Source organism: Saccharopolyspora erythraea (genome assembly GCF_018141105.1).
In the GTDB taxonomy this organism is placed as follows: Bacteria; Actinomycetota; Actinomycetes; order Mycobacteriales; family Pseudonocardiaceae; genus Saccharopolyspora_D; species Saccharopolyspora_D erythraea_A.
The window spans coordinates 1,314,083-1,331,302 of the sequence record NZ_CP054839.1; the positions used below are offsets into that span (position 1 = coordinate 1,314,083).

The window sequence follows — 17,220 nt, forward strand, 5'->3', positions numbered from 1 at the left end:
CGGCTGGGTACAGCCTCCGCTGGGCCTGGTCCGAGTCCCGTAGTCCGGTCGGCTCTTGCCAGCGCGGGGCCCCTCCGGGGAAGGTCTTGGGATGCCGCCGGGCAGTCCTGGTCTCGGGGGTGCCGCTGGGCACTCCCTCCCGGCCGTGCCAGGACCGGCCGTGCGGCGCCCATCGCGAGACGAAGGAGAAGGATGAGGTTTCTGAGGTTGGGCCCGTCCGGGTCGGAGCGACCCCACGTGGCCGACGAACAGGGCCGGCTGTTCGACCTGGGCCAGATCACCACCGACATCGACGCCGCCTTCCTCGGCGGAGACGGCTTCGAGCGGACGCGGGCGGCGCTGGCCGAAGGCGCGCTGCCCGAGGTCCACGACCCCGCCGACGGCAGCGGCCTGCGGGTCGGCGCCCCGATCGCGCGTCCCGGCGCGGTCCTGTGCATCGGCCAGAACTACGCCGCGCACGCCGCGGAGTCCGGATCGCCGCCGCCGCAGGTGCCGATCCTGTTCCTCAAGCACCCGAACACCGTCGTCGGTCCCTACGACGAGGTGCTGATCCCGCGCGGTAGCACGCGCACGGACTGGGAGGTCGAGCTCGGTGTGGTGATCGGCCGCCGGGCCCGCTACCTCGCCAGCGCGGAGGAGGCGCTGCCCACCATCGCCGGGTTCGTGCTGTCCAACGACGTCTCGGAACGCGAGTACCAGATCGAGCAGTCCGGCGGGCAGTGGTCGAAGGGCAAGTGCCACGAGACGTTCAACCCCGTCGGGCCGTGGCTGGTGCCCGCGGCCGATCTCGGCGACCCGCAGGCGCTGGGCCTGCGGACGTGGGTCAACGGGGAGGTCCGGCAGGACTCCAGCACAGCGGACATGATCTTCGGCGTCGCCGAGATCATCCGCCACCTGTCGCAGTACCTGACGCTGGAACCCGGCGACCTGGTCAACACCGGCACCCCGGAGGGCGTGGCGATGTCCGGGCGGTTCCCGTACCTGGCGCCCGGTGACGTGATGGAGCTGGAGATCGACGGGCTGGGCAGGCAGCGCCAGCAGCTCAAGTCCGCCTGACCGCACGGTTGCGGGCCCGTCGCCGCGCGAGTGGCGCCGGGCCCGCTCTGGCGCGCCGCCGCGGAAATCCGGATGGTGGAAGCATCGGAACCGGCGCCGGAGGAGACATCGTGATCATCGAGAGCGGGCACGTCGCGGTCGTCACGGGAGCCGCGCGGGGGCTCGGCCGCGCGCTCGCGGCCCAGCTCGTCGACAAGGCGGTGTCGGTGGTGCTCGCCGACATCGACGCCGACGCTCTGCGAACGACCGCGGAGGAGCTTGCATCCGGTGGCGGGAAGGTGCTCGCGGTGCCGACCGACGTGCGCGAGCAGAGCGCGCTCGACGTGCTCGCCGAGCGGACCACCGACCACTTCGGACGGATCGACCTGGTCGTCAACAACGCCGGAATCGCCGGCGGCTCGCAGCCGATCTGGGCCACCGGTGCCCGGGAGTGGCGGGAGGTCGTCGACGTCAACCTCTTCGGCGTGGTGCACGGGATCCGGGCGTTCGTGCCGAAGCTGATCGAGGCGGGACGCGGTCACGTCGTCAACATCGCTTCCCTGGCCGGGATCGCGGTGCCCTCGTTCGGCAGCGCCTACGGCGCGAGCAAGCACGCGATCGTGGCGATTTCGGAGAGCCTGCGGGAAGAACTCGACACCGTGGCGACAGCCGAGATCGGCGTCACGGTGGCCTGCCCCGGGGTGATGCGGACCCCGATGGCCGCCGCCCTGTTCGACGAGCGGACGGTCGAGGACGTCGACCTGCCGCCGCACCTCACCGCGGAGCAGGCGAAGGAGATGCGGGCCGCGGCGATGGCCAACGCGGTCGAGCCGGAGCAGGCGGCGAGGCGGATCCTCGACGCGGTGGAGCAGAACCACCTGCACACCCTGCCGAACGGCGATTTCATGAGCATGGCCCGCACGCGCACGGAGGCGATCATGTCCGTGATCCCCGCGCGGTGAGGGCCGGTGCCCGCCGGACTCCCGGCGGCGGGCACCGGCCGCGCTCGGGGTCCGATGTGGCCGGACCCGTCGCTGGTCGTGCGGTCAGCGAGCGAGCTTCATCGCCTTGGCGTAGCGGGTGACCGGCGGCAGCCAGCAGAAGACGATCGCCAGCACGTTGAACAGCCAGGTCGCCATGAGCACGGCCGCGATCGAGTTCGGCGGCATGGCCGCACCGATGAAGATCAGGTGGAAGGCCGCGCCACCCAGCGCCGACAGCGTGATCAGCACCCGCGCCCAGGTGTGGCGGGCCAGGAACGTCCACACCAGCAGCACCGCGGCGCCCACGATCTCGGTGATGGAGAAGAAGTACAGCGAGGCCTCGTAGGCGCTGACGTAGTACTCCCACTCGCCCATGCTCTTGAGCAGTTCCACCGCGCCGTTGGCGACTTCCTCGCTGTTGGTGAGCTGGGCGATCTCCGGTGCGTACTCGTCGACGTTCTCGACGAGCTGGGCCTCGGCCATCGGCCGGCCGCCGACGAAGGCGATGATCGCGGCGACGGCGGGCAGCACCGCCGACAGCCCGGCGAAGATCTTCAGCAGCAGCAGGGCAAGCGGTCGCGCGGGGGGCTGGACGGGCGCACCGGAGTAGCCGGGAGCGGTCTGTGCGTAGGTCATTTCGGTACTTCTCCTTGAGGGGGTGGGTACAACAGCGCCGGCCCGCGTGCCGGACGGCAGCAGGCAGCATCGATCACCGGGAAAGTGATCGCTGGAGCCCACGACGGTTCGCGCCACTGCGCACTGGCGCGCGGCGATGCGGTTTCGCGTGCTCCTCGGCAAAGGAACGTCGCGGCGGCCGTCCGCGACAACACTCCAGACGCGGGACGGCCTTGCCTGGACCCGTGATCGGCGCGACCGTTATCGTTTCGACATCAACCGCTCTCGGGCAGCGCAGATCATTGCATTGTCCCGCAACGCTTTCCAGGGCTTCGGGAAACAATTCCCCAGATAATTTGATCTGACGTGGGGATCAGTCCGGGGGTCTACACTCCGAGTCCGCTGGACCCGAAAGCGAGAAGACCATGCCGTTATCCGGACCCCTCAGGCTGCCGTCAGGGGACGGCAGGAGCAGGCTGCTGCAGATCTCCGCCCCGCTGCTGGACACCACAATGGACCAGTTGCGGACGTTGCTCGTGGTGTACGAGGAGGGCACCGCGCTGGCCGCGGCACGCGCACTGGGCAGGGAGCAGTCCAGCGTGCAGAAGCAGCTCGACACGCTCAACCGCAACTTCCGCAGGCTGTGCGGTGAGGCGCTGGTGATCAAGCAGGGGCGCGGCAAGAAGGTTCTGTTCACCGGGAGCGGGCTGGCCTTCGTCGAGACAGCGCGCAGGACGCTGGGTGACTGGCTCGACGGAATAGACGAATCCCGCCGCCTTCTCGGCGAGACGCTCACTGTCGGTACCACTCGTTTCACGCTCGGTTTCCTCGCCAATGCCGCCGAGCACATCGGTGCCGAATTCCAGGAACGCGGAATTGAGCTGAAGATCGTGCACCTGCGGACCCGAGACCTGCTGACCGCATTGCGGGACAAGCAGGTCGACCTGGTCTGCGGAAGCGCGCTGGCCCGCTCCGGCGACGACGAGGGCCTGGCGCCCTACGACGTCATGGAGTGGCGCCGAAGTGGGCTGTCGCTGGTGACCAACCTGCCGGAGAGCCCGTTGCTGGGCGCGTCGGTCGGGGCGAGCGAGCTGCCGACGCTGCCGCTGGTGATCCCGGCCAGCGGACTGATCTCGGGATTCCTCGGCGGCTGGTTCGGCGCCGAGTACCGCGGCAGGCTCGACATCGCGGCCGAGATCGACGACGTCCGCTACGGGTTCGAGCTGCTGCGCTCGGACCTGCTGCAGGCGTGCATGCTCGTCACCCAGGGCATCGGCGAGGCCGCCGACGACGGCAGGATGCCGGAGGGCCAGGGGCTGCGCACCGTGGAGCTGGTCAACGACCTGGAGCCGAAGCTCGAGGTCCTGGTGGGCGCGTTCACCCGCCGCGGCGAGCGCCCGGGTTACGACGACGACCACCCGCTGAACCTGCTGTGGAACGCGCTGTCGCTGGAGAACGACCGCTGGAAGGCCATGGAGCCGTCGTGACGTACCGGTCGCGTCGCCGAGGTCCACGGCCTCCCGGCGCAGGCGTGCGACTTTCGGAGTAACCCGAACGTGAATGCATTTCGTTTTTAACCGTCGTTCATTAACGTGCGCCAGGTCACCAACGAGAGGACCTGCGCATGTCTCGACGTCAGCGACTCGTGGCCGCGCTCAGCGCGGGGGCCGTCGTCGGTTCGCTGCTCATCGCCCCGGCCTCGACCGCGGAACCGGCGCCGCCGCCGGTCGAGGACTACTGCGGCGGTCAGTGCCACCACGTCCTGCCGCCGGGCCAGAACGGCAACGCCACGCTGGTGGAACTGGCCGCGCACATGCTGTTCGGCACCCGGCCGAAGCACTCCGACGACCAGATCGGCAAGTACGAGTCGCTGGTCCCCGGCTACCAGGAGCTGACGACCGGCACCATCGGCGAGTTCTTCAACGACAACTCCTTCGGCGTGCCCGAGGACCAGGTCGAGCGCCGCTACCAGCCGCGCTCCGACGTCACGATCGTCCGGGACAAGAAGGCGGGCATCCCGCACGTCTACGGCACCACCCGCGCGGGCACGGCTTTCGGTGCGGGCTTTTCGACCGCCGAGGACAAGCTGTTCCTGATGGACGTCATGCGCCGCGCGGGACGCGGGCAGGTCACGCCCTTCGCCGGTGGCGCGGAGGCGAACCGAGCGCTGGAGCAAGGCTTCTTCGCCACCTCTCCCTACACCGAGGAGGAGCTGTGGGCGCAGATCATCAACGTCTCGCAGCAGGGCGAACGCGGCAGGCAGGCGCTCGAAGACGCCTACGCCTACCTGGAGGGCATCAACGCCTACATCGCGCAGTCCTACCACGGCCGGTACTTCCCCGGTGAGTACGTGGCCACCGGGCACGTCGACGCGATCACCAACGAGGGCGAGATCGAGCCGTTCCGGCCGACCGACCTCGTCGTGCTCGCCTCGCTGGTCGGCGCGCAGTTCGGCGGCGGTGGCGGCAACGAGGTGCAGAACGCCGTGGCGAAGATGGCGCTGCACGAGCGGTTCGGCCCGCAGCGCGGCGAGGAGGTGTGGCGCGCGTTCCGGGCGGAGAACGACCCGGAGGCCATCTCGACCGTCCATGATGGACGCAGCTTCCCGTACGCGGTGTCGCCGGAGAACCCGCAGGGCGTGGCGATGCCCGATCCCGGTTCGGTGACCGCCCAGCAGCTCGTGTTCGACGAGACCGGTTCGGCGACGCGCGACGAGCCCGACACCCAGCCCGACGCCGCCGCGAAACCGCCCGCGCAGGCAGGCGAGATCCGCGACCCGGCGGAGGCGCTGCGGGGCATCTTCGACGACGGCGTGGCGCCGGCGGACCTCTCGCGTCCCCGGGGTATGTCCAACGCGTTGATGGTCTCCGGGGCGCACACCGAGAGCGGCCACCCGGTGGCCGTTTTCGGGCCCCAGACCGGATACTTCGCGCCACAGCTGCTCACCCTGCAGGAGCTGCAGGGGCCCGGCATCTCGTCCAAGGGCGCGTCCTTCGCGGGGCTGAGCTTCTACACGCTGCTCGGCCGCGGTCAGGACTACTCCTGGAGCGCCACCACCGCGGCGCAGGACATCATCGACACCTACGCCGTCGAGCTGTGCGAGCCGGGCGGCGGGCCGGTGACCAAGGAGTCGGACCACTACCTGTTCCGCGGCGAATGCCTGCCGATGCAGACCGTGGAGCGCAAGAACGAGTGGAAGCCGAACCTCGGCGACGACACCCCGGCCGGTTCCTACCGCCTGGTGTCGTTCCGAACCCGGTACGGGCCGGTGACGCATCGCGCGACCATCGGCGGCAAGCCGGTCGCCTACACCACCGCCCGGTCGACGTTCATGCACGAGGTCGACTCGATCATCGGCTTCCAGAAGTTCAACGACCCGTCGGCGGTGAGCTCCGCGGAGTCCTTCCAGCGCGCCGCGCACGACGTCAACTACACCTTCAACTGGTTCTACGCCGACGCCGACGACACGGCGTACTTCAACTCCGGTGACAACCTCGTCCGTCCGGCCACTGTGGACCCGAGCATGCCGGTCGTCTCCGACCCCGCGTTCGAGTGGAAGGGCTGGGACGCGGCGACCAACAACGCCGACTACGCGCCCTTCGAGCAGCACCCGAACTCGGTGAACCAGGACTACTACATCAGCTGGAACAACAAGCAGGCCCCGGGAACCAGCGCGGCCAAGCTGGAGATGACCGCGGTGCAGCGCGGCGACCTGCTCGACGGCCGGGTGCGCGGCCTCATCGCCGGGGGCGGCAAGGTGGACCGGGTGAACCTCACCCAGGCGATGGCCGACGCGGGCGTGACCGACCTCCGCGCCGAACGGGTGCTGCCGGACCTGCTGAGGGTGATCGACAGCGCCCCGGTCGACGACCCGGGGGCCGCGGCGCTCGTCGAGCAGCTCCGCGGCTGGGCGGCCGACGGCGGGAAGCGGACCGAGACGCAACCGGGCAGCCGGCAGTACGCGCACGCCGAGGCGATCGAGCTGATGGACGCGTGGTGGCCGCTGCTGGTGCGCGGTCAGTTCGAGCCGGCGCTCGGCTCGGCCGCGTACCGGGCGCTCACCGACGTGATGGGCATCAACGAGTCACCTTCGGGCTGGCAGAACGGGAAGCCCGGGCTGCACTTCGGACAGGGCCACCAGGGGTCGGCGTTCCAGCACGGGTGGTTCGGCCAGGTGTCGAAGGACATCCGCGGAGTCCTCGGCGACCCGGTCGAGGGCGGCTTCGGGCAGCCCCTCTGCGGCGGCGGCGACCTGTCGTCGTGCAGGCAGGTGCTGCTGGACACCCTGCAACAGGCCGCGGCGGTCCCGGCCGAGGAGACCTACCCGGGCGACGCCGACTGCGAGCCCGGCGACCAGTGGTGCGCGGACTCCCTCGTACACAACAAGATCGGTGGCATCAGCCAGGACAAGATCAGCTGGCAGAACCGCCCGACCTACCAGCAGGTGGTGGAGTTCCCCGCCCACCGCTGACCCGCACCCGAGCGGCGCCCCCTGCTTCCCCGGAGGCCGGGGGCGCCGCCCGTTCTCGCGGATCGGAAGTGCGTTGGGCCATATGGGTGGCAGCGGTGAGGGGTGGGTGCGAACTCACCTGATCCGCCCCCTGCGCGCGGTCGGCTGGCTAGGCTCCGCGACCGGAGATCAACATGCGAACTGGATCCCCGCTGTCGCCAGCGAAGGTGAGCGCGGGGCGGTGTGATGCGGCAACGCGTCACCGGCTGGTGCATGCACTGGGGAAGGAATGGACAAGACCGATCTCGAGCGGTTCCTCGGCAAGCCCAGGACGTCTCGTGGATGCGGGACGCGATGCACGCACTCGACACCGCACTGGCGGAGCAGCGGTTCGTGATGCGCTCCCGGAACGGCGCCGCGCAGGCCGAAGTGGACGGCAACGGCGGTCTGATCGACGTCAAGGTCGATGACCGCGCGTTGCACAGCGGGCATCCGGAGATCGTCGGTCCGGCGATCGTCGAGGCCATCGGTGCCGCTCGCGCGCAGGCGGCGGACGCCGCCCTCGGTCAGTTGCGCGACGCGGCAGCAGGTCCGGGCTCGGCCGCCGGACCCGGCGCCGTTGGGGCGCAGCCAGGTCCGCGTGGCCCGATGCCGCAAGAGCGGGCACCGCAACCCGGGGCCCCTGGACACCCGACGACGCGCTACCCCGCCGCCGCCCGCCCCGCAGCTGCCGGGCGCCCGCAGGACGAGGGCACGTCGCTGCGCCCCCACCGCGGTGTTTCGGTGCGGCGCGACCCGGACGACCTGGAGAACGAGGTACCTCTCTTCGGCGGTCTTCAGGAGTAGGGGACGCGAACGTGGACATGTACAACGCGCTGCACGCGCTTGCCGAGCAGATCGACTCCGACGTCGAGGAGATCAGGAATGCCGCGAGCGACGCCGGGCGCCAGCACACCAGGATTCCCATCCCGGGTGGTTTGGGGACGGTGACAGTCCAGGGCGGCGGCCAGCTCGTCTCGGTGGACATCGACAGGCGGGGAGTCGGCGGCACCAACGGTGCTTCCCTCGGACGCCAGGTGGTGCTCGCCATTCGCGAGGCGGAGGCCCGGGCCAAGAGCGCGACGCAGGAACAGCTCAACGCGGCGAAACCGCCGCCCGAGCACTACGCCTGACGGCTCGTGCCGGAAAGCGAGGGGAGCTGAACCGTGGGCGAGCAGTTCAAGGTGGTACCGGAGGCCCTCCGGCGCGCCCAGATGGCGTTCGACTACGCGCAGCAGGAGTGGGGCATCCTCGCCGAGAACATGCGCTCGGAATGGTTGATGGGGGCTCAAGGCGCCGTACCCGGAGGAGGCCGAGCGGGAGATCAGGAAGGCCGCCGAGATCGTCATCCGGCTCACGCCTTTCGGTAGCGTGGGCCTGGAGGCGCTCAGGGTTCTCGAAATCATCAACAAACAGCTGTTCGGGGATGCGGAGAAGGCCAGGCTCCTCGCCGACGAGTGGGCCGAGCGGTCGACGATGGAGAATTCACGTGTGGCGGTCCAGGACGCCAAGAACAACCTCGCGGGGCTCTGGGAAGGACCGGCGTTCGCCCAGTTCGACCGCTACGCGAGCAACATGGTCTCGATCCTCGACACCAACCACTGAGTCATGAAGGAGATGGGCACCCTGCTCGCCGGGTTCATTCGCACCGTGTTCAACAGCTACGCCAGTGCGTTGACCTTCATGGGCCAATGCGCGGGTGAGCTGGTGGGAATCGGTGTGTCGGCGCGCTGATGAGGGTTCCAGGCGTGAACATCGTCGCGGTGGCCGACATCATCATCCGTGCGGTCGACGCGCTCTCGTCCTTCGTCTCGAACGTGACGAGCATGCCTGGCGGCGAGGTCGGGCACACGTCCAGCTGGGTCGTCGTGAACCGGAATCCGAAATGACGCGTTCGATGCGGATGGTGGACCGAGTCGTGAAGGTTCTCAAGAACGGTTGCATCGTCCTTTCCGTGCTCCTCGTCGCCGGTTGTGGCGGCTGGGTTGCAGGGGGCTCCGAATCCCAGAGCGGTCCGCGTATCGGCGTGCCGCTGGAGATCACGATGCCGCGGGCGTCGGCGTGCGATCTGCTGACCGGCGACCAGTTGCCGGCGCTCGGGCTACAGGACCCGCGGCCCACCTTCGCCGCTGGGGGATGCGCCGTGCGCAGTGGAGACGGCGAGCGCTCCCTGGAGATCGACATGACCGAGGACGGCGACCACGTGAGCCCCAAGCCGCTCGGCGAGCTCTACGCGAGTCACAAGACCATGCCCTACCTGTACTTCGATCCTGTGCGGGTGCGTGGATACCCGGCAGTGCTGAATTCCCGGATCCAGCAGCGGAGTCCGTTCGCGTGCACGGTCACCGTCGGTACGGCCACGGACTCGTCGTTCGAGATCGACTACTGGACCGCTGGTGCCGGTGAGGCGACTTCCCCAGACGCGTGCGCCATGGTGCAGCGGGCGGCGGAAACGGTCATCGACAACGTCAAGGCGGGGAAGGTCTAGCGGCCGTCGGGGGCGACAGCTCGCCGGGCGGTGGACACCAGTGCCAGCGCCGTCGCGCGGTCGATGGGCTCGCCGGTGATCAGCCAGCGGTAGACCAGAGGTCCGAAGACGAGGTCTCGGACGGTGCCGGCGGGCACGTCCCCGCGGATGGTGCCTTCGCGCCTCCCGCGTTCGACGATGTCGGTGATCACCGCGTCGCGCGGCTGGAGGTAGTGCTCCCGCAGCGGGTTCCCGAGCTCCGGGCGGCGCCCGCACTCGGCGTGCACGCCGAGGACCACGCTGCCAAGCGGGGAGTTCGACACCTCCGTCACGAAGCCGACCGCCAGCTCGCAGAGATCTCCGGCGGCGTCGCCCGTCTCCGGGGCGGACAGCGGCGGCACGGAGTGGATGAGCGCGTGGACGGCCAGGTCCTCCTTGGTCGGCCAGCGCCGGTACACCGTCGGCCTGCCGACTCCCGCTCTGGACGCGACGGCCTCGACGGTGAGCTGCCCGAAGCCGTGCTCGGCCAGCAGGTCTACGGCGGCGGCCAGCACGGCCCGGTCCACCTCGGCGTTGCGCGGACGACCTCGCCCGCGTCCCTGGCGGGACCCCGCCTCGCTCTTGTGTTCGTCGCTCACCAGGACGATGATATTTTCGGTACATAATGTAACGAAATTGGAGGCGGCAGTGGTGGGGAATCCGGTGTCCTGGGGGCTGTTCCTGGCCTGGCTGGCCAACGACGTCGAGGAGTGGTTCACGATGTCGAGCTGGTCGAAGCGCAATGCGCAGCGGCGCGGGGAGAGTGCGACCGTTTGGGAAGGCGAAGCCGCCGTGGACGGCGCGGGTAACGCCAACGAAAGCGAAGCCGCGAACCCCGGCGGCACGACCACCGGGAGCGGAGTGCCGGTGTGGCTGCGCCAGGAGGTCTCGCAGGCCCACGCCCGCACCGCGATCGTGCTGATGGGCGCGGTGATCCTCGCCGCGTCGGCTCGTGGTGCGCGCACGGGCGGCCGGTCACCGTTCTTCCAGTCCGCGCTGTTCGGCTTCGGTGTCCACGGCGTCGGCCACCTCGCGCTCACCGCGCTGCACCGCGGCTACACGCCCGGTGTCGCCACCGCGCCCACGATCGTGCTCCCGTACTCGCTGTGGGCGTGGCGGCGGCTCGGCCGCGCCGGCGTGCGGCGTGACGACACCCGCACCTGGGTGAGCGGCGCCGTGATGCTCCCGCTGACGCTCGGGGGCGTGCACGGCGCGGCCCACCTGCTCACGAGGTGGGCTGCGAAGCGACGGGCGGTGCGTACTTCAGCGGCGTGAGCTGCTCGATGTCGTAGCGCCGCCGCAGGTCTTCCACCGCGCCGTGGTCCACCCCGCCCGGTGCTTCGAGGATCTCCATCAGCTCCTCGAAGTACCGCTCGTGGTGCGTCGGCGGCGAGGACTGGAAGAACATCTTCGCCGGTGCGCCGCTGGAGTTCGCGAAGGCGTGCGGGCAGCCGGGCGGGACGAACATGACGCTGCCCGGCCCGGCCCGCAGCACCCGCTGCCCCGTGTCGCTCTCCCACTCCCGCCAGTTTTCGCCGCCACGTGTCACCGGCTCGAACGCCAGCAGGTCGAGCTCGCCGTCGAGCACGTAGAACAGCTCCTCACTGCGGGTGTGCACGTGCGCGCCGACGTCGAAGCCGGGCGGGACGACGACCTCGAAGCTCGACGCCGCCCGCGAGTGCTCGCCGGTGACCTTGAAGGTGACGTCCTGCGCCCCGGTGACGAGCCGCCTGCCGCTGCCCGGGGGCAGCATGAGTCCGGTCATGGGTTCGGGTCCTCCTGCACTCGGGCCGGCTCGGGTCACCAGGTCACGGGGAGCTCGAGCGGCCCTCGGATCAACGCGTTGGGCTGCCAGGCCACCTGCTCCGGCGGCACCGCCAGCGCGAGGTCGGGCAGCCGGGTCAGCAGCGATGACAGCAGCACCTGCGATTCCATCCGCGCCAGCATCGGGCCCATGCAGTAGTGCGGGCCGTGCCCGAACGCCAGATGCGGCACCTCCGGGCGGTCGAGGTCGACCCGGTCGGGCTCGGGGTAGACGTCCTCGTCCCAGTTCGCGGCGACGTAGGAGACGTAGACGACGTCGCCCTTGGAGATCCGCACGCCCCGGATCTCGACGTCCTCGGTGGCGATGCGCGGCTGTCCGATCCCGCGCTTGTGCGGGATGTAGCGCAGCAGCTCCTCGACCGCGGTCGGGACGAGCCCGAGGTCGGCCTTGAGCCGGGAGCGCAGCTCCGGGTCGGTCAGCAGCACGTAGACCATGTTCGTGCTGTTGTTGCGGACCGCGTGCCAGCCGTTGAGCGCCAGCAGCACGGTCATCGCGGCGACCTCCTCGTCGTCGAGGTCGCCGCGTTCGCGGGCCGCGGCCACCGTGCTGACCACGTCGTCGCGCGGGTCCGCGCGCCGGCTTTCGACCAGTGCGAGGAAGTACTCGGCGACCTCCGCCTTGATCCCGTTGATGCGGTCCACGGCGGCCTGGTCGGGCGCCATGCTCAGCACCTGGGACGAGCACTCGATCAGCCACGGCCGGTCGGACTCCGGGATGCCCATCAGCTCGCCGAGCACCGCCATCGGGAACGGCGAGGTCACGTGCCGCACCAGGTCGGCGGGCGGCCCGGCGGCCACCAGCTCGTCCAGGCAGCGGTGCATGATCTTCTCGGCGGTCGGGCGCAGCCGCTCGACGGAGCCGGGGCTGAAGTCCCTGGCGACCACCCGGCGCACCCGCGCGTGCTCGGGCGGGTCGGAGAAGCTGACCGCCCGGTCCATCGGGATGTGGTGCCTGGTCATCTTCGGGAACGGCCTGCCCATGATCTTGCGGCTGAACCGCGGGTCCGACGTCACGAACTTGACGTCCTCGTAGCGGGTCACCAGCCACGCCTCGCCCTCGCCGTAGCGCATCCGGATGCGGGCGACCGGTTCGTCGCGCAGCAGTTCCAGGAACACCGGGTCGAAGGTCATCCCGGGCAGGTCCTCGGGGTGGTACAGGCGGGCGGGGCAGCGGTCGGTCATCGGTTGCCTCCCGGGGCGGACGTGGTCGAGCGCTCGTCGCGTAGCAGGACGTCGTGCGGAACCCAGGTGCCGACGGACATCTCGGCGGTGATGCCGGGACCGAAGCCGGCGATCATGCCGCGTGCCCCGGAGTCCAGCTGCCCCTCCTCGATGATGCGCCGCAGCGCGTCGAGGACGACCGCGCTGGCGATGTTGCCGTACTGCGCCAGCGTCGCCCTGCTGTGCCGGAACGCCTCCGACGGCACGCCCAGGAACTTGGTCAGGTCGTCGAGGATGCGCGGGCCGCCCGCGTGGATGACGTAGAAGTCCAGCCCCGCGACGTCCCAGCGGTGGTCCTCGGCCAGTGCGCGCAGCGCGGGCGCCAGCGGCTCCATCGTCTTGGGCACCCGCTTGTCGAGCTGGAAGTGGAAGCCGGTGGCCTTGACGGCGTAGGAGATCCAGTCCTCGGTTTCGGGGATCATCGAGGAGGCGTTGCGCTCCAGGCGAACCCCGGTGCCGCCGTGCCCGCGCACCACCGCCGCCGCGACGGCGTCGCCGAACAGGCCGTTCGACAGCAGCGAACCGATGTCGTCGTCGGTCGGCTGGTAGCACAGCGAGCAGAACTCGCAGGCGACGATGAGCGCGTTGGCGTCGGGGTAGGCGGTGCAGAAGTCGTGCGCGCGGTTGATCGCGGCGCCGCCCGCCGCGCAGCCGAGCTGCGCGATGGGCAGCTGCCGGGTGCTCATGCGAAAGCCCATCGAGTTGATCAGCCACGCGGTCAGCGACGGCATCATGAAGCCGGTGCAGGAGACGTAGACGATGAGGTCGATGTCCTCGGGCCCCAGCTCGGCGTTGTCGAGGGCCTCTCGCACCACGGCGGGCACGCGCTGCTTGGCCTGCTCCTCGTAGATCCGGTTGCGGACCTCGAAACCCGGGTGCTTGAGGGTTTCCTCGATCGGCCTGATCAGGTGGCGCTCGCGCACGCCGGTGTTGCTGATCAGCCGAAGGACGAGCGGTAGCTGCGGGTGGTCCGCGTGGACGCGGCGGGCCAGGTCGAGGGTCTCCTCGACCGTGATGACGTGCTCCGGGACCGCGACCGCAGGGGTGCATAGAACTGCCACCGATGCCTCCATTGTGTACGTGCGCGCTGAACACGGTCTGACGCATTGCGGCGGAGATCGGTGGTCATCCCGTGGAGCAGCGGTTCCGGTTGCCTGGTGTACCGGTCGTCCTTCGGTCGACGACGGGACGCGGGACTTCGGCCTCCCTCCGCGGGGAGAAGTGGCGCACCATTGACATCGACCGACCGGGCGCAGTGCTTTATCAGTCCAGTGAGCTTTTCACTCGTCTGGCCAACTAATAGGGGGAAATTAACGAGATCAGACCACAGTGGAGCGGCGGCCCCCGCGACCTTGTGATACGGCGGTTTCGTCGCCCGTTCGGGGTGTGGCGCGGCGGCTCGGGGAGCCTGTTTCAGGCGGAGAGCCGGGCGGCTGAGCGCGGGATCCGGAACATCTCGGCGAAGGTCGTCAGCAGGCCGCTGTCGCCGGTCAGGTGCACGCTGCCGTTGGCGATCGCCTCGTCGGCGGTGAGCTCGCCGGCCAGCAGGGCGCGCACGGCGGGGCCGGTCTCGATGACCAGGTCCGCGCCGGGCAGCTCGCCCTCGCCGAGCTCCAGCTCGCCGTCGTCGACCCGGGCGTGGACGACGACATCGCCGAGGCGCAGCTCGTAGCCCGCCCGCCGCCCGCGCGCCGCTTCGGGGAGGAAGGTCGCGCGCAGTCCCATGATCATCGAGTCGGGCGTGACGATCTCGTCCTGGCGCGGCTCGCCGAGGGCCTGGGCTCCCCAGAGGCCGAGCCGGATCACGATGTCCTCGAGGCCGCGGCCGTACTCGGTGAGCTCGTAGACCACGGCTGCCGCGGGGCGCGGCAGTACGCGACGCTGGACCACATCGGACTGCTCCAGCTCCTTCAGCCGCGTCGACAGGACGTTGGTCGGGATCTTGGGCAGGCCCTGGCGCAGGTCGGTGAAGCGCTTCGGTCCCACGGCGAGATCCCGCACGATGAGCAGCGCCCACCGCTCGCCGACGATCTCCAGCGCGCGTGCGAGTCCGCAGAACTGGCCGTAGGTCCGGCTTCCCATGCCGCCATTCTAACCACCGGTTGACTAGCTGGACTCTGGTTGCTTTTAACAAGTAGATGATGCAATGATGCAAGTGAGGCGAGCCGTCGCCGTGGAATCGGAGGAGGCGACCAGTGCGCGATGACCAGGCGGCCGGAGCCGGCGTGCGGGCCGGTCGGCGGGAGTGGACCGGCCTCGCGGTCCTGGCCCTGCCGACGCTGCTGCTGTCGCTGGACATGAGCGTGCTGTACCTGGCGCTGCCGCAGCTGAGCGCGGACCTCGGCGCCACGGCCACCCAGCAGCTGTGGATCACCGACAGCTACGGGTTCATGATCGCCGGTTTTCTGGTCACCATGGGCACGCTCGGCGACCGGATCGGACGGCGCAGGCTGCTGCTCGCCGGAGCGGCCGCGTTCGGCATCGCTTCCGCGCTGGCCGCGTGGTCACCCAGTGCCGAGGCGCTGATCGCCACCCGCGCGCTGATGGGCGACGCTGATGCCGTCGACCCTCGCGCTGATCAGCAACATGTTCCGCGACCCCAGGCAGCGCGGCGTGGCCGTCGCGGTGTGGATGAGCTGCTTCATGGGCGGCATGGCGGTCGGCCCGGTGGTCGGCGGCGTGCTGCTGGAGTTCTTCTGGTGGGGTTCGGTGTTCCTGCTCGGGGTGCCGGTGATGCTGGTGCTGCTGGTCGCAGGTCCGGTGCTGCTGCCCGAGTACCGCGACCCGGCGGCGGGCAGGCTCGACCTGGTCAGCGTGGTGCTCTCGCTGGGCGCGATCCTGCCCGCCGTCTGGGGCCTGAAGGAGCTGGCGACCCATGGCTGGGCGACTGCGCCCGCCGCGGCCATCGCGGCAGGCGCGGGCGTCGGCGTGGTCTTCGTGCTGCGCCAGCGCGGCCTGGGCAGTCCGCTGCTGGACATGCGGCTCTTCGGCCAGCCGGTGTTCACCACGGCCGTGCTGATCGGCCTGGTCACCGGGGTCGTGATGGGCGGGGTGTTCCTGTTCGTCACCCAGTACCTGCAGATCGTGGGCGGTCTCTCGCCGCTGGAGGCGGGTCTGTGGCTGGTGCCGCAGAACCTGGCGGTGATCGCGGCGACCCTGCTCGCACCGCGGCTGGCCCGCCGGGTCCGGCCGGGCAACCTCATCGCGGGCGGGCTGGTGCTGGCCGGGGCGGGACTGCTGCTGCTCACCGGCGTCGAGGCGACCGGCGGACTGGTCGTCCTCCTCGCGGCGTTCATCGTCACCTCGATCGGCATGGGGCCCCAGGCGGCGCTCGGCGTCGACCTGATCGTGGGCTCGGCGCCGCCTGAGAAGGCCGGTTCGGCCTCCTCGGTGTCGGAGACCAGCGGCGAGCTGGGCATCGCGCTGGGCGTGGCCGCGATGGGCAGCCTGGGCGCCGCGGTCTACCGGGCGCAGGTGGCGGTCCCGGACGGCGTTCCGGCGGCGACGGCCGACGCCGTCCGCGAGGGCGCGGCCGGGGCGTTGACCGCGGCCGCTCGGCTGCCCGCACCGCTGGCGGCCGAGGTGCTCGACCACGCCAGGCAAGCCTTCACCGCCGGGCTCAACGTCGTCGCCGGCGTCGGCGGTGTGCTCGTCATCGGCATCGGAGTGGCCGCGGCCGTGGTGCTGCGGCGCGTACCCGTCACAGCGCAGGTCCCGGCCGCGGAACGCGCGGGCGCTTCTATCTGACCACCGACCGGAGGAGTGCACCATGACCACGATCCAACTGGGCAGCATCCTGCTCGGCACCACCGATCCGGAACGGCTGCGGGCCTGGTACGCCGAGGCGTTCGCACCGAAGACCGACGAGTACGGGTGGATGGACTTCGGCGGCTTCGGAGTGCTGGTCGACCGGCGCGACGACGTCGCCGACAGGACAGCGGAGCCGGGGCGGGTCATCCTCGACTTCCACGTCGACGACGCTCGCGCGGTCGCCGACCACCTCACCGGGATGGGCGTGTCGTGGCTCGTGGAACTGGAGGAGCGCGAGCACGGGCTGTTCGGCACGCTGCTGGACCCGGACGGCAACTACATCCAGATCATCCAGCTGGACGAGGACCACCTCGCCGAGCGCGAAGAGTGACGCGGAGGCGCAGATGTTCACCGACACCAAGGCATTCAGCGGGTTCTCCGTCGATGACGTGCCCAGGGCCAAGCGGTTCTACAGCGACGTCCTCGGGCTGCGCGTGACCGAGGAGCACGGCATGCTCACCCTGCACATCGCCGGGGAACGGCCGGTGCTGGTCTACCCGAAGGGCGAGCAGCACACCGCGGCGTCGTTCACGATCCTCAACTTCCCGGTGGACGACATCGACAAGGCGGTCGACGAGCTGAGCGCGCGGGGAGTGCGCTTCGAGCATTACGAGGACTTCGGCGTTGACGACAAGGGCGTCCTCCGGGGGAAGGCCAAGCAGATGGGGCCGGACATCGCCTGGTTCCGCGACCCGGCGGGCAACGTCCTGGCGGTGCTCCAGGAGTAGCGGCGGCCC

Annotated in this window: 20 protein-coding genes and 1 pseudogene; 15 read left to right on the forward strand and 6 right to left on the reverse strand. The window is 70.2% G+C overall.

The window, feature by feature from the left end; genetic code table 11:
- The first annotated feature begins 192 nt into the window (after nt 1-192).
- Both HUO13_RS06065 and HUO13_RS06070 read left to right on the forward strand, forming a co-directional pair.
- The gene (locus tag HUO13_RS06065; protein WP_211900483.1) at nt 193-1,056 is read left to right on the forward strand and encodes a fumarylacetoacetate hydrolase family protein; all 864 of its coding nucleotides are present in this window, start codon (nt 193-195) and stop codon (nt 1,054-1,056) included.
- A 110-nt stretch (nt 1,057-1,166) separates the two neighbouring features.
- The gene (locus tag HUO13_RS06070) at nt 1,167-1,997 is read left to right on the forward strand and encodes an SDR family oxidoreductase (protein ID WP_211900484.1); all 831 of its coding nucleotides are present in this window, start codon (nt 1,167-1,169) and stop codon (nt 1,995-1,997) included.
- A gap of 84 nt (nt 1,998-2,081) precedes the next feature.
- On the opposite strand, the gene HUO13_RS06075 is transcribed toward HUO13_RS06070, so the two are convergent.
- Nucleotides 2,082-2,654 (reverse strand): hypothetical protein, encoded by a 573-nt coding sequence (locus HUO13_RS06075; protein ID WP_211900485.1) that lies wholly within the window; start codon nt 2,652-2,654, stop codon nt 2,082-2,084.
- Nucleotides 2,655-3,058: 404 nt separating this feature from the next.
- On the opposite strand from HUO13_RS06075, the gene HUO13_RS06080 reads away from it, so the two are divergent.
- From HUO13_RS06080 to HUO13_RS06115, 9 genes are all read left to right on the forward strand, one after another.
- A complete protein-coding gene (locus HUO13_RS06080) occupies nt 3,059-4,120 on the forward strand; it encodes a LysR family transcriptional regulator (RefSeq protein ID WP_249124485.1) in 1,062 nt (353 codons plus the stop codon).
- Nucleotides 4,121-4,257: 137 nt separating this feature from the next.
- Nucleotides 4,258-7,104, forward strand: coding sequence for a penicillin acylase family protein (locus tag HUO13_RS06085; protein WP_211900486.1), 2,847 nt, complete (start codon nt 4,258-4,260; stop codon nt 7,102-7,104).
- 321 nt (nt 7,105-7,425) lie between these two features.
- A complete protein-coding gene (locus tag HUO13_RS06090; RefSeq protein WP_211900487.1) occupies nt 7,426-7,929 on the forward strand; it encodes a YbaB/EbfC family nucleoid-associated protein in 504 nt (167 codons plus the stop codon).
- A gap of 11 nt (nt 7,930-7,940) precedes the next feature.
- Nucleotides 7,941-8,255, forward strand: a complete 315-nt coding sequence (locus tag HUO13_RS06095) for a YbaB/EbfC family nucleoid-associated protein (RefSeq protein WP_211900488.1) — start codon at nt 7,941-7,943, stop codon at nt 8,253-8,255.
- 33 nt (nt 8,256-8,288) lie between these two features.
- A complete protein-coding gene (locus tag HUO13_RS06100; protein ID WP_211900489.1) occupies nt 8,289-8,492 on the forward strand; it encodes a hypothetical protein in 204 nt (67 codons plus the stop codon).
- Nucleotide 8,493: 1 nt separating this feature from the next.
- Nucleotides 8,494-8,727: a hypothetical protein gene (locus tag HUO13_RS06105; RefSeq protein WP_211900490.1), complete on the forward strand. Its 234-nt coding sequence runs from the start codon at nt 8,494-8,496 to the stop codon at nt 8,725-8,727.
- Nucleotides 8,728-8,730: 3 nt separating this feature from the next.
- Nucleotides 8,731-8,856, forward strand: coding sequence for a hypothetical protein (locus tag HUO13_RS38015; RefSeq protein ID WP_282976107.1), 126 nt, complete (start codon nt 8,731-8,733; stop codon nt 8,854-8,856).
- A gap of 14 nt (nt 8,857-8,870) precedes the next feature.
- Nucleotides 8,871-9,011 carry a hypothetical protein gene (locus tag HUO13_RS06110; protein WP_211900491.1) on the forward strand — a complete coding sequence of 47 codons (141 nt, stop codon included), beginning with the start codon at nt 8,871-8,873 and terminating at the stop codon, nt 9,009-9,011.
- 29 nt (nt 9,012-9,040) lie between these two features.
- Entirely contained in the window at nt 9,041-9,610 is a 570-nt protein-coding gene (locus tag HUO13_RS06115; protein WP_211900492.1) for a DUF3558 domain-containing protein, read from the forward strand.
- On the opposite strand, the gene HUO13_RS06120 is transcribed toward HUO13_RS06115, so the two are convergent.
- Entirely contained in the window at nt 9,607-10,227 is a 621-nt protein-coding gene (locus tag HUO13_RS06120) for a TetR/AcrR family transcriptional regulator (protein ID WP_211900493.1), read from the reverse strand. The genes HUO13_RS06115 and HUO13_RS06120 overlap by 4 nt on opposite strands.
- 37 nt (nt 10,228-10,264) lie before the next feature.
- Between HUO13_RS06120 and HUO13_RS06125 the strand changes: the two genes are divergently transcribed.
- The gene (locus HUO13_RS06125; protein ID WP_211900494.1) at nt 10,265-10,903 is read left to right on the forward strand and encodes an HXXEE domain-containing protein; all 639 of its coding nucleotides are present in this window, start codon (nt 10,265-10,267) and stop codon (nt 10,901-10,903) included.
- Here the strand turns inward: HUO13_RS06125 and HUO13_RS06130 are convergent.
- From HUO13_RS06130 to HUO13_RS06145, 4 genes are all read right to left on the reverse strand, one after another.
- Nucleotides 10,854-11,393: a cupin domain-containing protein gene (locus HUO13_RS06130; protein ID WP_211900495.1), complete on the reverse strand. Its 540-nt coding sequence runs from the start codon at nt 11,391-11,393 to the stop codon at nt 10,854-10,856. The two genes, HUO13_RS06125 and HUO13_RS06130, sit on opposite strands and share 50 nt — an antisense overlap.
- 35 nt (nt 11,394-11,428) lie before the next feature.
- Nucleotides 11,429-12,634 carry a cytochrome P450 gene (locus HUO13_RS06135; RefSeq protein ID WP_211900496.1) on the reverse strand — a complete coding sequence of 402 codons (1,206 nt, stop codon included), beginning with the start codon at nt 12,632-12,634 and terminating at the stop codon, nt 11,429-11,431.
- Nucleotides 12,631-13,734: a type III polyketide synthase gene (locus tag HUO13_RS06140; RefSeq protein WP_211900497.1), complete on the reverse strand. Its 1,104-nt coding sequence runs from the start codon at nt 13,732-13,734 to the stop codon at nt 12,631-12,633. The genes HUO13_RS06135 and HUO13_RS06140 overlap by 4 nt, the downstream gene beginning before the upstream one ends.
- A gap of 352 nt (nt 13,735-14,086) precedes the next feature.
- Nucleotides 14,087-14,755 carry a winged helix-turn-helix transcriptional regulator gene (locus HUO13_RS06145; RefSeq protein ID WP_211900498.1) on the reverse strand — a complete coding sequence of 223 codons (669 nt, stop codon included), beginning with the start codon at nt 14,753-14,755 and terminating at the stop codon, nt 14,087-14,089.
- Between the two features lie 113 nt (nt 14,756-14,868).
- Here HUO13_RS06145 and HUO13_RS06150 point away from each other — a divergent pair.
- From HUO13_RS06150 to HUO13_RS06160, 3 genes and pseudogenes are all read left to right on the forward strand, one after another.
- Nucleotides 14,869-16,420: pseudogene (locus HUO13_RS06150) on the forward strand (MFS transporter).
- Between the two features lie 22 nt (nt 16,421-16,442).
- Nucleotides 16,443-16,814 carry a VOC family protein gene (locus HUO13_RS06155; protein ID WP_211900499.1) on the forward strand — a complete coding sequence of 124 codons (372 nt, stop codon included), beginning with the start codon at nt 16,443-16,445 and terminating at the stop codon, nt 16,812-16,814.
- A gap of 13 nt (nt 16,815-16,827) precedes the next feature.
- Complete coding sequence (locus tag HUO13_RS06160; RefSeq protein WP_211900500.1) at nt 16,828-17,211, forward strand: VOC family protein; 384 nt, start codon at nt 16,828-16,830, stop codon at nt 17,209-17,211.
- The last annotated feature ends 9 nt before the right edge of the window (nt 17,212-17,220 follow it).